14 protein-coding genes are annotated in these 12,466 nt (G+C 55.0%); 4 read left to right on the forward strand and 10 right to left on the reverse strand.

From position 1 onward, the window contains the following. Nucleotides 1–7: 7 nt before the first annotated feature. Complete coding sequence (locus M5B98_RS04270) at nucleotides 8–1,720, forward strand: amidase (RefSeq protein ID WP_248741931.1); 1,713 nt, start codon at nucleotides 8–10, stop codon at nucleotides 1,718–1,720. 36 nt (nucleotides 1,721–1,756) lie between these two features. On the opposite strand, the gene M5B98_RS04275 is transcribed toward M5B98_RS04270, so the two are convergent. Continuing rightward, complete coding sequence (locus M5B98_RS04275) at nucleotides 1,757–2,710, reverse strand: Dyp-type peroxidase (RefSeq protein WP_248741932.1); 954 nt, start codon at nucleotides 2,708–2,710, stop codon at nucleotides 1,757–1,759. Between the two features lie 188 nt (nucleotides 2,711–2,898). Here M5B98_RS04275 and M5B98_RS04280 point away from each other — a divergent pair, with 188 nt between their 5' ends. After that, nucleotides 2,899–3,876, forward strand: a complete 978-nt coding sequence (locus M5B98_RS04280; protein ID WP_134826431.1) for a TerC family protein — start codon at nucleotides 2,899–2,901, stop codon at nucleotides 3,874–3,876. Between the two features lie 42 nt (nucleotides 3,877–3,918). On the opposite strand, the gene M5B98_RS04285 is transcribed toward M5B98_RS04280, so the two are convergent. Then, nucleotides 3,919–5,019 (reverse strand): polyamine ABC transporter substrate-binding protein, encoded by a 1,101-nt coding sequence (locus M5B98_RS04285; protein WP_248741933.1) that lies wholly within the window; start codon nucleotides 5,017–5,019, stop codon nucleotides 3,919–3,921. A 253-nt stretch (nucleotides 5,020–5,272) separates the two neighbouring features. Next, nucleotides 5,273–6,679, reverse strand: a complete 1,407-nt coding sequence (locus tag M5B98_RS04290) for a purine-cytosine permease family protein (RefSeq protein ID WP_248741934.1) — start codon at nucleotides 6,677–6,679, stop codon at nucleotides 5,273–5,275. A 322-nt stretch (nucleotides 6,680–7,001) separates the two neighbouring features. Between M5B98_RS04290 and M5B98_RS04295 the strand changes: the two genes are divergently transcribed. Both M5B98_RS04295 and M5B98_RS04300 read left to right on the forward strand, forming a co-directional pair. After that, nucleotides 7,002–7,487, forward strand: coding sequence for a flavin reductase family protein (locus M5B98_RS04295; protein WP_064597301.1), 486 nt, complete (start codon nucleotides 7,002–7,004; stop codon nucleotides 7,485–7,487). Between the two features lie 67 nt (nucleotides 7,488–7,554). After that, nucleotides 7,555–8,598 carry an LLM class flavin-dependent oxidoreductase gene (locus M5B98_RS04300; RefSeq protein ID WP_248741935.1) on the forward strand — a complete coding sequence of 348 codons (1,044 nt, stop codon included), beginning with the start codon at nucleotides 7,555–7,557 and terminating at the stop codon, nucleotides 8,596–8,598. Between the two features lie 68 nt (nucleotides 8,599–8,666). Here M5B98_RS04300 and M5B98_RS04305 read toward each other — a convergent pair whose 3' ends face one another. From M5B98_RS04305 to M5B98_RS04335, 7 genes are all read right to left on the reverse strand, one after another. Further along, nucleotides 8,667–8,975: a hypothetical protein gene (locus tag M5B98_RS04305; protein ID WP_248741936.1), complete on the reverse strand. Its 309-nt coding sequence runs from the start codon at nucleotides 8,973–8,975 to the stop codon at nucleotides 8,667–8,669. 369 nt (nucleotides 8,976–9,344) lie between these two features. Further along, nucleotides 9,345–9,635, reverse strand: a complete 291-nt coding sequence (locus M5B98_RS04310; RefSeq protein ID WP_248741937.1) for a hypothetical protein — start codon at nucleotides 9,633–9,635, stop codon at nucleotides 9,345–9,347. Nucleotides 9,636–9,768: 133 nt separating this feature from the next. Beyond that, the gene (locus tag M5B98_RS04315; RefSeq protein WP_412548529.1) at nucleotides 9,769–10,164 is read right to left on the reverse strand and encodes a DUF6911 family protein; all 396 of its coding nucleotides are present in this window, start codon (nucleotides 10,162–10,164) and stop codon (nucleotides 9,769–9,771) included. A 39-nt stretch (nucleotides 10,165–10,203) separates the two neighbouring features. Beyond that, entirely contained in the window at nucleotides 10,204–10,473 is a 270-nt protein-coding gene (locus M5B98_RS04320; RefSeq protein WP_248741939.1) for a hypothetical protein, read from the reverse strand. A 228-nt stretch (nucleotides 10,474–10,701) separates the two neighbouring features. Then, the gene (locus M5B98_RS04325; RefSeq protein WP_248741940.1) at nucleotides 10,702–11,310 is read right to left on the reverse strand and encodes a hypothetical protein; all 609 of its coding nucleotides are present in this window, start codon (nucleotides 11,308–11,310) and stop codon (nucleotides 10,702–10,704) included. Between the two features lie 23 nt (nucleotides 11,311–11,333). After that, nucleotides 11,334–11,654 carry a hypothetical protein gene (locus M5B98_RS04330; RefSeq protein WP_248741941.1) on the reverse strand — a complete coding sequence of 107 codons (321 nt, stop codon included), beginning with the start codon at nucleotides 11,652–11,654 and terminating at the stop codon, nucleotides 11,334–11,336. Nucleotides 11,655–12,133: 479 nt separating this feature from the next. Continuing rightward, nucleotides 12,134–12,466: a hypothetical protein gene (locus M5B98_RS04335; protein ID WP_248741942.1), complete on the reverse strand. Its 333-nt coding sequence runs from the start codon at nucleotides 12,464–12,466 to the stop codon at nucleotides 12,134–12,136.

Below are 12,466 nucleotides of genomic sequence, written 5' to 3' on the forward strand. Positions count from 1 at the left end.
TAACAGCATGATCGAAGTCACTGAAGTCTCCATTGCTCAACTGCGCTCGGCGCTCGAATCCGGCCAGACCACCGCGGTTGAACTGGTTCAGGCCTATCTGGCGCGTATCGATGCCTATGACGGCCCGCAAACCGCCACCGCCCTGAACGCGGTGATCGTGCGCAACCCCGAGGCCTTGAAGGAAGCCGAGGCCTCCGATGCCCGCCGCGCCAAGGGCGAAACCCTCGGTCCGCTGGACGGCATCCCCTACACCGCCAAGGACAGCTATCTGGTCAAAGGCCTGACCGCTGCGTCCGGCAGCCCGGCGTTCGCCGATCTGGTGGCCCAGCGTGATGCGTTCACCATCGAGCGCCTGCGTGCGGGCGGCGCGATCTGCCTGGGCAAGACCAACATGCCGCCGATGGCCAATGGCGGGATGCAGCGTGGCGTCTATGGCCGCGCTGAAAGCCCGTACAACGCCGCTTATCTGACTGCGCCGTTTGCTTCCGGCTCGTCGAACGGTGCCGGCACCGCCACTGCTGCAAGCTTCTCGGCGTTCGGTCTGGCGGAAGAGACCTGGTCGAGCGGTCGCGGCCCGGCTTCGAACAATGGCCTGTGCGCCTACACGCCATCGCGCGGGGTGATTTCGGTGCGCGGCAACTGGCCGCTGACGCCGACCATGGACGTAGTGGTGCCGTACGCACGGACCATGGCTGACCTGCTGGAAGTCCTCGACGTAGTCGTCGCCGAAGACACCGACACCCGTGGCGACCTGTGGCGCCTGCAACCCTGGGTGCCGATCCCGAGCGTCGCTTCGGTACGCCCTGCTTCCTATCTCGATCTGGCGGTGAAAAGTGATGCCCTGGCCGGCAAACGCCTCGGCGTGCCGCGCATGTACATCAACGCCGACCCTGAGGCCGGCACCAGCGAAGCGCCGGGCATTGGCGGACCGACCGGGCAACGCATCAACACCCGCGCTTCGGTGATCGATCTCTGGAAACAGGCCCGCCAGGCCCTCGAAGCCGCCGGCGCGGAAGTCATCGAAGTGGATTTCCCACTGGTCTCCAACTGCGAAGGCGATCGCCCGGGCGCACCGACCGTGTTCAATCGCGGCATCGTCTCGAAAGAGTTCATGCACCACGAACTGTGGGACCTGTCGGCCTGGGCCTTCGATGACTTCCTGCGCGCCAACGGTGATCCAAAACTCAATCGACTGGCAGATGTCGACGGGCCGAAAATCTTCCCGCACGACCCGGGCACCCTGCCCAACCGTGAAGGCGACCTCGCCGCCGGCATGGACGAATACGTGCGCATGGCCGAACGCGGCATCACGCCGTGGGATCAGATCCCGACGCTGCCGGACGGTCTGCGCGGTCTGGAGAAGACCCGCAAGCTCGACCTCGAAGACTGGATGGATCGCCTCGGCCTCGACGCCGTGCTGTTCCCGACCAACGCCGACGTGGGCCCAGCCGACGCCGACGTCAACCCGGCCTCCGCGGACATCGCCTGGAGCAACGGCATCTGGGTCGCCAACGGCAACCTCGCGATCCGCCATCTCGGCGTGCCGACCGTCACTGTGCCGATGGGCGTGATGGCCGACATCGGTATGCCGGTGGGGCTGACGTTTGCCGGTCGCGCCTATGACGATTCGACGTTGCTGCGTCTGGCAGCGGCGTTCGAAGCGACCGGGTCGAAACGACTGGTGCCGCCACGCACGCCAGCACTGCCGACAGGCAAGTAAACAAAAACGGCGGGATCGATTGATCCCGCCGTTTTTTTATCGCTCTGCCAGCTCTTCCAGCAAATCCGCCGAAGGCACAAAGAACAGACTGCCGGTGACCGCCGTGCTGAAGTCCAGCAACCGGTCATAATTGCCGGGCGGTTTGCCGACGAACATGTTTTCCAGCATCTGCTCCAGCGGTTCCGGTGAACGCGCGTAACCGATGAAATAAGTGCCGAACTCGCCTGCGCCGGGCCGACCGAACGGCATGTTGTCGCGCAGGATCTTCACCTCTTCGCCGTCCTTGGTGATGGTCGTCAACGCACTGTGGGAGTTGCTCGGCTTGACCGCGTCATCCAGCTCGATATCGGACAGTTTGGTTCGCCCGATCACCCGTTCCTGCGCCTCGACCGGCAATTCGTTCCACGCCTTCATGTTGTGCAGATACTTCTGCACCAACACATAACTGCCACCGCTGAACGTCTGATCTTCATCGCCTACGAGGGTGAAATGCTCGGCTTTGCGGCCGACCGGATTCTCCGTGCCGTCGACAAAACCGATGATGCTGCGCATGTCGAAATAACGGAAACCCTGCACTTCGTCGATCACCGTCACGGCGCCGTCCAGCGCCGACATCAATTGCGTGGCCAACTCGAAACACAGATCCATCTGATCGGCGCGAATGTGCAACAGCAAGTCGCCCGGCGTGGAAACCGCGCGCCGCCCTTCTACGCCGAATTCGCGAAAGTCATGCAGGAACGCCGGTCGCGGACTCCCGAACAGGCGATCCCAGGCGCTGGAGGAAAACCCGCAAACGCAGGACAGGTTGCCCGAGGGCACGCGCTTGCCGACCGAGCGTGTCAGGCCTGCGATATCAGCGCACCAGCCGCGGACTTTTTCGGCCGCCTCGGCTTCGGCGTTGAGGGTCGCCACGATGAAGATCGCAGCGCTGGTGATCGGGCTGCAGACGGCTTGAGGATCTGGCGTGTCGATGATCGTCGCTCCTGGCATGGTGGGCTGGCTCGACAGCGAGGTTAGCAAAGAAGTGTTGAATGAAGTATTACCCGCATCTGCCCGTCTCACCTGACACTTCGTTATTCACGAACAATACCCACGAAATAAACGATTTTTCTTCGTCGGAATTCTCCTACTAGCATGGCCCCGTCTACCCCGAAAAACATAAAGACAGGGAGAACGACATGCACCCCATCAACATCGGCGAACCCTGGATGTGGGCCGCCTTCATCGTTTTTGTCCTCGCCATGCTGGCCGTTGACCTGTTTGTCTTCGGCGGGCGCAAGGCGCATCGGGTCTCGGTGCGCGAAGCCTCATCCTGGGTGATTGCGTGGTGCATGCTGGCGCTGGCCTTCGCCGGGCTGCTCTGGTGGTATCTGAACGGCGAATTCGGCCCCGAGATCGCCCAGCGCAAAACCCTCGAATTCCTCACCGGTTATCTGATCGAGCAATCGCTGTCGATCGACAACATGTTCGTGTTCGTGATGATCTTCGGCTACTTCGCCGTGCCACCGGAGTTGCAGCGTCGGGTGCTGCTGTATGGCGTGCTCGGGGCAATCGTGATGCGGGCGGCGATGATCTTTGCCGGCGTGTGGCTGGTGTCGCAGTTCACCTGGCTGTTGTATGTGTTCGGCGTGTTCCTGATCATCACCGGGATCAAAATGCTGGTGTTCGCCGAACAGCAGCCGGACCTCGATAACAATCCGCTTCTGCGCTGGGTGCGCGGACATCTGCGGATCACCAATGGCTTTCATGGCGAGCGCTTTTTCGTGCTGCAGAACGGCGTGCGCTGGGCCACGCCGATGTTTCTGGTGCTGGTGCTGATCGAGGCCAGCGACCTGATGTTCGCGGTCGACAGCATCCCGGCGATTTTCGCGGTGACGACCGATCCGTTCATCATTTTCACCTCGAACATCTTCGCGATCATGGGGCTGCGGGCGCTGTACTTTCTGCTGGCGGACATGGCCGACCGCTTTCACCTACTCAAGTACGGCCTGGCGCTGGTGCTGGTGTTCATCGGCGGGAAGATGACGGCGATGCCGTGGTTTCACATGCCGGTGGAGTGGTCGCTGGCGATTGTCGGCGGGCTGATTCTGGCGTCGGTGTTGCTCAGCCTGGTGCTGACGAAGGACAAGTCGCCCGAAGAAAGTCAGGCGAAATAACAGCCGAGGGAGCGAACTCGATGCGCTCCCTCGGCCTTGAATTTACTTATCGGACTTGATGCTGGTCCAGACCCGTGTCCGCACCCGTTCCAGTTTCTGTGGCAATGGCTGCACCACGTACAGCGTCTTAAGCGCCTCGCTGGTCGGTGTCAGGTTCGGGTTGCCGGTGATTTCCTTGTTGATCAGCGGCAGCGAATCCTTGTTGGCATTCGGATAACCGAGGAAGTCGCTGATCGAAGCGATGACCTTCGGATCCAGCAGGTTGTTGAGGAACTCGTGGGCCTCTTCAACGTTCTTCGCGCTCTTCGGAATGGCGAAGGTGTCAAACCAGATCGGCGCACCTTCCTTCGGCAGGCGCCAGTCGACTACCACGCCGTTCTTCGCCTCTTTGGCGCGGTTGCCGAATTGGTAGAAGCTGCCGGAATAACCGATGGCCACGCAGATGTCGCCGTTGGCGATGTCGGTCATGTACTTGGCCGAGTTGAAATAGGTGACATAGGGGCGAACCTTGAGCATCAGGTCCTTGGCCTTCTCATAGTCGGCCGGGTTCTGGCTGTTCGGGTCGAGCCCCAGATAATGCAGGGCCAGCGGCAGGATTTCCGACGGCGAATCGAGCATCGCCACGCCGCAGGATTTCAGTTTTTCCATGTTCTCCGGTTTGAACACCAGATCCCAGCTGTCCACCGGCGCATTCTCGCCGAGCGCTGCCTTGACCTTGGCCGGGTTGAAACCGATCAGCACCGTGCCGACCATATAGGGTACGCCGTACTGATTGCCGGGGTCGTTAGAGTCGAGCAGTTTGAGCAGCGCCGGATCCTGGTGACTCCAGTTCGGCAACTTGGACTTGTCGAGTTTCTGGAACACGCCGGCCTTGATCTGGGTATCGAGGAACTGGTTCGACGGCACCACCAGATCGTAGCCGGAGTTGCCGGTCAGCAACTTGGCTTCGAGGGATTCGTTGGTGTCGAAGGTGTCCCAGGTCACTTTGATGTTGCTTTTGGCGGCGAAATCCTTGGGCACCGACGGCAGGATGTAATCCGCCCAGTTGTATACCCGCAGTTCGCGCTGTTCGGCCTGGACGGCGCTGGCCAGCAGCGTCAGCCCGAAAACAGTAGCGCCCAGAATGCGTTTCATCGTGACCATGTTGTGTTTCCCCGAATGCAGCGTGAGTCGATGGTTTTTATGTTCTGTACACGGCAGCGGCTGTCAGGTCAGCCAAGGGCAAGGAAGGTGCAGCGTCTTGTTGTGGCTTCGATTCTTGCCGACAAGCGCATAAGGCGCACAGTAGCCGATTGGCCAAAAGGGGATCGATATGGCCAATTTGAGTGACCGTCAGAATACTGAAACGACAATGCCCGGCGAGTGGCCGGGCATTGCTTGAACAGACGGCGAACGGTCAGTCAGTAAAACCCAATTTTGCCGCCCTGCTCTGCTGCGTCTGCCCGCGCGTCGCCAGGCAGTAATACAACGGGCAGGTCACGATCAGGCCGACCAGCCACGACAGGTCCGCACCGTCCACCAGGTTGGCGTAGGGGCCAACGTACAACGAGGTATTGGCAAACGGCAGCTGCACGATGATGCCGATGAAATAGGCAATGATCGCGTGCAGATTGAAGCGCCCGTAGATCCCGCCATCGGCGCGGAAGATCGAAGCGATGTCATAGCTGCCGCGCTTGATCAGGTAGAAGTCAATCAGGTTGATCGACGCCCACGGCACCAACACCAGCAGCAGCGCCAGAATCAGGCCGATGAACTCGGAGATGAAGTCTGCCGACGCCCCCAGCGCGACCACGCAGCAACCCGCCAACACCACGCTCGACAACATCACCCGCACCTTGATGCTCGGCGTCCATTGGCTGGCGAAGGTCTGGATGGAGGTGATGATCGACAGCACCGCGCCATACAGATTCAGCGCGTTGTGGCTGATGATGTTGAGCAGGAACAGCACCATCAGAATCGGCCCCAGCCAACCGGTGGACTGCTTGACCGCCGCCATCGCCTCGGTGCCCTCGGGTGTCGCCAGCACCGCCACCGCACCGAAGGTGAACGACAGAATCGTGCCCAGCGTGGCGCCCAGGTAAGTCGCGATAAATGGCTTGCTGATACCGATATCCGCCGGCAGGTAGCGGGAATAGTCCGAGACGTACGGCGAGAAACTGATCTGCCAGATGATGCCCAGCGACACCGTTGCCAGCCACCCGGACAGATTGAAGCTGCCACGGGTGAAGAAGTCCGCCGGCAAATCATGGGCAAAGATGTAGATGAACCCGGCCAGCAACGCACTGCCCATCACCCAGGTGCCGATGCGATTGAGCGTATGAATGAAGTTGTAACCGATCACGCCGATGGCCGTGGCACTGAGGGCACCGATCAGGATGCTCAATGGCGCCGGCACCGACGGCGCAATGCCGACGATGGACTTGCCGGCGAGCACGATGTTGGAAATGAAGAAACCGATGTAGATGATCGCTGCGAAGAACACGATCAGCAGAGCACCATAACGCCCGAACTGACCACGACTCTGCACCATCTGCGGAATGCCCATGCGCGGGCCTTGCGCCGACGCCAGGGCGATCACCACCCCGCCGATCATGTGCCCCAGCGCAATCGCCAGCAGCCCCCAGAACAGGTCGAGATGAAACACCTGAACCACCATGGCACCGGTAACGATGGGCAGTGGCGCAATGTTGGTGCTGAACCAAAGGGTGAAAAGGTCGCGGGCCTTCCCGTGGCGTTCCGCGAGTGGGACGTAGTCGACCGTGTGATTCTCGATCAACGGATCTTGCCGGGACATCTGGGACATATATGAACTCGATTGGGTCTGTTCTTATCGTTGTATGAAGCCAAACCGGGGACGTTCTTGGTCGCCCCTCAGATGAACACCATATTATGGTATTCCAACATTTTCACAAGACTGATCCGCTGTTTACGGCGGCAACTGATCCGGCATCCTCCCCGATAGCCAGGCTTTACGGCTAGACGAAAGGCCCGTAAATGTTGAGTTTCCGACGAATGCACCACGTTTATCGTTTCACCAAAAAAGCGCTTGCAATCGATGTATTACGGTATACCATCAGACCCACAAACGAATAAAAACACGCTTCACCGCACTCGAGGATTGACCAATGATCGATGCTGCCGTCTACAAACAAGTCATGGGCTCGTTCCCGTCCGGCGTCACCGTCATCACCACGCTTGATGACGACGGCCAGATCGTCGGCCTGACCGCCAGCGCGTTCAGTTCGCTGTCGATGGATCCGGCCCTGGTGCTGTTCTGCCCCAACTACAGCTCCGACTCCTATCCCGTTCTGATCAAGAACAAACGCTTTGCCATTCACGTCCTGTCCGGCGGACAGCAGAGCGAAGCCTATGCGTTCGCCCGCAAAGGCAAGGACAAGGCGCAGGGCATCGAGTGGACGCTGAGCGAACTGGGCAACCCGATCCTGGCCAACGCGACAGCTATCATCGAATGTGAGCTGTGGCGCGAATATGAAGGCGGCGACCACGCGATTATGGTCGGCGCGGTGAAAAACCTCATCGTTCCTCAGCAGGACACCGGCCCGCTCGTGTATTGCCACGGCAAGATGGGCGCCCTGCCCGCCTTTGCCTGATCCGCACAATTGCACTTAAACAGGCCTGCATGCGACCGGCCGACCACAAGAGATTCGAGGTAGCGTCATGAAATTTTCCCTGTTCGTACACATGGAGCGCTGGGACGAAAGCGTCAGCCACCGTCAACTGTTCGAAGACCTGACCGAACTGACGTTGATGGCCGAGGCCGGCGGTTTCAGCACCGTGTGGATCGGCGAACACCACGCCATGGAATACACCATCTCGCCGAGTCCGATGCCGCTGCTGGCCTACCTCGCCGCCAAAACCACCACCATTCACCTGGGCGCCGGCACCATCATCGCGCCGTTCTGGCACCCGCTGCGGGTCGCCGGTGAATGCGCCCTGCTCGACGTGATCAGCAACGGCCGGATGGAAGTCGGCCTGGCCCGTGGCGCCTATCAGGTGGAATTCGACCGCATGGCCGGCGGCATGCCTGCTTCCAGCGGCGGTCAGGCGCTGCGGGAAATGGTCCCGGTGGTCCGCGCCCTTTGGCAGGGCGACTACGCCCACGACGGCGACATCTGGAAATTCCCCACCTCCACCAGCGTGCCGAAACCGATTCAGAAGCCGAATCCACCAATGTGGATCGCCGCCCGCGACCCGGACTCTCACAACTTCGCCGTGGCCAACGGCTGCAACGTGATGGTCACGCCGCTGATGAAGGGCGACGAAGAAGTCCTCGACCTGAAAAACAAATTCCAGACCGCGCTGGACAACAATCCCGACGTACCGCGTCCGCAATTGATGGTGCTGCGTCACACCCACGTGCACTCAGTGGATGACCTGGAAGGCTGGAAGGTTGGCGCCAAAGCCATCTCACGTTTCTACCGCACCTTCGATGCGTGGTTCGGCAACAAGGAAGTACCGGTGAACGGCTTCCTCGCTCCGAGCCCGGAAGAGAAATTTGCCGGACGTCCGGAGTTTGAGCTGGAGAGCCTGCACAAGACGGCGATGATCGGCACGCCGGAAGAGATCATTCCGCGGATCAAGTACTACCAGGAACTGGGAGTGGATGAATTCAGTTTCTGGTGCGACAACAGCTTGCCGCATGCGGAGAAGAAGAAGTCGCTGGAGTTGTTTATCAAGCATGTGGTGCCGGCGTTTAGATAAGTCTGCTGCCTGGCAAATGAAAACGCCCCGATAAATTCGAGGCGTTTTCGAATGGATTTATCCCAGTATCAATACTGATAATCCAGAAAGAAAAATACAGCGTATAAAACAAAGGCGAAGACTGCCAACGCAGCACGCCATTCGGGATCAGCATCTCTTCCCAACCCACCCGGGGCAATTGAAATGCTCGCACCGCAAAAGTAGCAGTAGACACCCTGCGCAAACCACAGTTGAACCGCGAGCACAGTGAAGAAAAGCCCCCAGCTGCCATTGAACTGAAAATAACCGTTTATGAGTGCCGCCACCAACAAGGCAACACCTACACCGTGGCGATATTTGAAAAGCGCTGCGACCATTGAGTTTTCGGGGTTACACATCAACCGCTCCATTAGCAGGATCGTGCCTAGGCCTTCGTTCCCAAAAATTGTGAAGGAACAGAACCGCCCATTTTCATCTTTCCTTTCAAACCCTATAACCTGCGGACCTCATCAGAGCAAGCACGGTCTCATCGAATTGCTCGTCCGACATACCTCTAATTGATCTGACGCTTTTCCAGTGCCATATCGCAGGCAGAACTTTACTGTCCAAGCGATCAAATCTCGCCAAGAAAACATTAGCCAATTCATATTTATCCATACTAGGCTCAGCCTCCAGAACCCTATTAAATATCTTACTTGGCAGTTTTCCTTCAAGAATTTCCATTAATAAATTTACACTCTCCGAAAGCAATACATACAACTCCTTTTTTAAATTTGAATTGAAATCACATACCCCAAACCAAGTTCATTTTGCAAAGCCTCAGCCAAAAGCTTACCTTCCTCCCTAAACTCAAACTCCAAGACCTCACTCTTAAAACCTGAATTTGGTGGATAGTCCCTATCTAGAGTTTCATCGTACTTGGTAGCCCAAGCTTTCAAGCGAGACTTAAGCGCATCAGAAATTGGAAGGCCCAGAGGATCGAGATCGCCATACTCATCGGGAGAAATATTCCATAAAGGATGACATTCGTAATCAGGCATCAATTTTATAAATTTCACTTAACTCTCCATCCTGGATTCGCGTCAACTATGAACCAATCACCGAATCAAATAAATCCATTTCCTTTTCTTAAAAGCATCAAAAACCCAATCAAGATAAAAACTAAATAGGATCATTATTACGCCGACAGCGTCAGCGCATTAGATTCCGCGCGACTTGACCACTATCAAAGAGCTGTTTGAATATCTCAACAACCCTCTCGAAATCCGAACAGACCATCGAACTTTCTACAAGCTCACCTTGTATGCAAATCTTCTTGCCGCTGCTCCCATCTCCGGAAAACATCCTAACATCGTAATCATTACCATCGTCCTCCCCAAGAGTAAGGACATATTTTCCTGCGTCTGCAACCACCTGTAGTGTCAAGAGTTCAAATCCGGCCAACTCATCAACATCCATCGTTACGCTTCCCGCGCCATGACAGGACTTCTTCAGTTGCGTTAAAACATCACTCCAGGATGGTTCTCTTAACATGCCACCTTCGCATGATCGGCCAGAACCTACCACCCAGGATAAAGACCGTCGCATATTTTCACCTCGCCAGTTCAAAAGGGAACAGACTATTAATCAAACAACCCCATCCCCATTTATACCGAACTCTATAGAATCAATAATCTTTTGTAGTTTAACCGGATCTGCAGCCCCGCCAAAAAAGTACTCATTCCCTCCCAGATCCTTTAGATCGTCCGGAACGCCTTTCCAATAAAGTACAAAAAACCTCTCATCCAATACTTCTTCTAAAGCTCCGCCATCTTGAAATGTCGAAACTCTAATGTACGGTCCATAAATCTCGTCGACGCAAACTAATATCCGCTCACCGGTTTTCGAGTCAATCATCTCTTAAGTCCCACTTAAAGCTGTGCCCCCCTCCAAAAAAGGGGACGGATTTATTAAATCAAATAAGTCCGTCCCCTTTTCCTCTACAGATGGCCATTACTTACTTTCACGCACTGACCTGTTACAGGGTTGATGTTGCGAACAAAAGGGGAAAAATTTATTAAATTAAATAAAGCCGCCCTCTTTTTTAAATTTTTTCTTACTTAGTTATAAATAAATACAAAAAAATCAAAGATAAGAACCAATCAAACCCTCTGAAATATCATCACATGACAACCGTAAAAGGTGAGCCAAGGTAAAGCCTAGCTTTTCAAAAAAAGGTTCACTTGAAGAAACACTTCCATATGCCGCACAACAAATATCTACCCGACCTCCATCAGCACCAACGGTATCAGCTAGCCCGCGTTTCATGCCAGCAACGGATGCGGCTGCATAATTTGCTGGCAAACCAAAATGCGCCACCTCAAAATCATCTATAAGAGAGCCCTCATAGACTGCAGAATTCGGTGAGTGGTTAACAACGTTTACTCTAAACTCTCCAGCTTCCGCTAGGTAATGCAATCCAAGCATCGCGTACAAGGTCCTGGCACCTCTAGGCTCCATTGCTTCGAGCACTATGCTTCGCACTCCAGCCAGTTCAGCCCGGTCATTTACACCAGCGAAATCAGACTTATGAACTCTGAGCCATCTACAATCAGAAACATGAGACTCATCGCACCAAAACCGAAACTTACCCAGTTGTCCAAAACCACCACTCATAATCATTGCCACCCCCAAAACTTTTAAATCAAATAAATCAGTCCCCTTTTCCCTTTGTCCCCTTTTCCCTTTTTTCATTCCCGCAGTGCGCTCTACACCATTCAGTTCACTTTAAACGGGTCAAACAATATATTTTTCCCTAAAGACTTCGCCTTAAGCATCAGTTCCTTCATCAACTCAACGCCTTCGAAAACTAGCGGATTTATGCTTGAGACAGAAAATAGCTCACCTAAAAGTGAATCAATCTGCGAACCAGAGAACATATCGTAATCATCAAAGCTTAAGCTGGAAAGAATTGGATATTGCCTGGCATCCAGCCGAAAGAAAAAATTTGCCACATCCAAAGGAATCTCAATTTTATCAAGACAACCGTCTCGCCCGATGGATGCTAAATCTTTATCCCATATCATCAAATAATACATGATTAGAAAGTCTTTCCTGGAAAGGTGTTCACCAAATTCCCCTTTGAATCGGTAATCACCGTCATGAAATTAGTAGACTGCCCCCGATTTTGGCATCACTTCCCATAGGCCGCCCCATATAAACTGTTCGAATAAAATTACCAGACGTTGGTGATTGGTACGCAGGTGTCTTGACGACCTGTGGGCTCTGCAGAACCCCCTTCAATTCATCCTTAGAGATCGTAAAAGCAGATTTATTCTCACCCCAAGCGCCACCATGCTTTTTCCAAGCGTGCTCAAAAGAAAAAGGGGACGGATTTATTAAATCAAATAAATCCGTCCCCTTTTCTGCTGTCCCCTTTTCTGCTTCTTTTCTGCTTGTCGCCTTGCGGTGTAGTGAAAAAAGGGGACAGATTTATTAAATCAGAAAAAGGGGGGCAATCAAATAAATCCGTCCCCTTTCTCTTTTCTCTAAATCCATTAACTTCCCTCCTACAGCCCTACGCCATCAGGAATGAATAGTTCCAGCCCTGAAAAAAGTCACTTTCTTTAAACATCCCAGAGAGATCTGGAATGGAATCATTATAAAACTGAAAATAAATACTCTCGACAGCATTGCCTTCATCAAGAAAGGTGGACATTTCAGCATGCTCGCCAACATATTTTCTAATCCCAGAATATTCGCCCACCAATTTAAGCCCTAAAGCCCCGACCAAATACGTTATCACCTCCGTAGAAATTCGCCCTACCCCCCGAAACTCCCAGCCGTAGTCACCGAGAGTCTTGGCAGTACCATTAGGCACTATGAAGGCTGCTTTATACTTCCCTCTCAT

It is taken from the genome of Pseudomonas sp. MWU12-3088 (assembly GCF_023242405.1).
Taxonomy (GTDB): Bacteria; Pseudomonadota; Gammaproteobacteria; order Pseudomonadales; family Pseudomonadaceae; genus Aquipseudomonas; species Aquipseudomonas kribbensis.

Bases quoted from the DNA above. Each gene is read 5' to 3' on its own strand.
- M5B98_RS04280 (WP_134826431.1), top strand. From the start codon at position 2,899: ATGCACCCCATCAACATCGGCGAACCCTGGATGTGGGCCGCCTTCATC.
- M5B98_RS04315 (WP_412548529.1), bottom strand. From the start codon at position 10,164: ATGCGACGGTCTTTATCCTGGGTGGTAGGTTCTGGCCGATCATGCGAA.
- M5B98_RS04320 (WP_248741939.1), bottom strand. From the start codon at position 10,473: ATGATTGACTCGAAAACCGGTGAGCGGATATTAGTTTGCGTCGACGAG.
- M5B98_RS04285 (WP_248741933.1), bottom strand. From the start codon at position 5,019: ATGGTCACGATGAAACGCATTCTGGGCGCTACTGTTTTCGGGCTGACG.
- M5B98_RS04325 (WP_248741940.1), bottom strand. From the start codon at position 11,310: ATGAAAAAAGGGAAAAGGGGACAAAGGGAAAAGGGGACTGATTTATTT.
- M5B98_RS04275 (WP_248741932.1), bottom strand. From the start codon at position 2,710: ATGCCAGGAGCGACGATCATCGACACGCCAGATCCTCAAGCCGTCTGC.
- M5B98_RS04300 (WP_248741935.1), top strand. From the start codon at position 7,555: ATGAAATTTTCCCTGTTCGTACACATGGAGCGCTGGGACGAAAGCGTC.
- M5B98_RS04295 (WP_064597301.1), top strand. From the start codon at position 7,002: ATGATCGATGCTGCCGTCTACAAACAAGTCATGGGCTCGTTCCCGTCC.
- M5B98_RS04330 (WP_248741941.1), bottom strand. From the start codon at position 11,654: ATGTATTATTTGATGATATGGGATAAAGATTTAGCATCCATCGGGCGA.
- M5B98_RS04305 (WP_248741936.1), bottom strand. From the start codon at position 8,975: ATGTGTAACCCCGAAAACTCAATGGTCGCAGCGCTTTTCAAATATCGC.
- M5B98_RS04290 (WP_248741934.1), bottom strand. From the start codon at position 6,679: ATGTCCCAGATGTCCCGGCAAGATCCGTTGATCGAGAATCACACGGTC.
- M5B98_RS04335 (WP_248741942.1), bottom strand. From the start codon at position 12,466: ATGAGAGGGAAGTATAAAGCAGCCTTCATAGTGCCTAATGGTACTGCC.
- M5B98_RS04270 (WP_248741931.1), top strand. From the start codon at position 8: ATGATCGAAGTCACTGAAGTCTCCATTGCTCAACTGCGCTCGGCGCTC.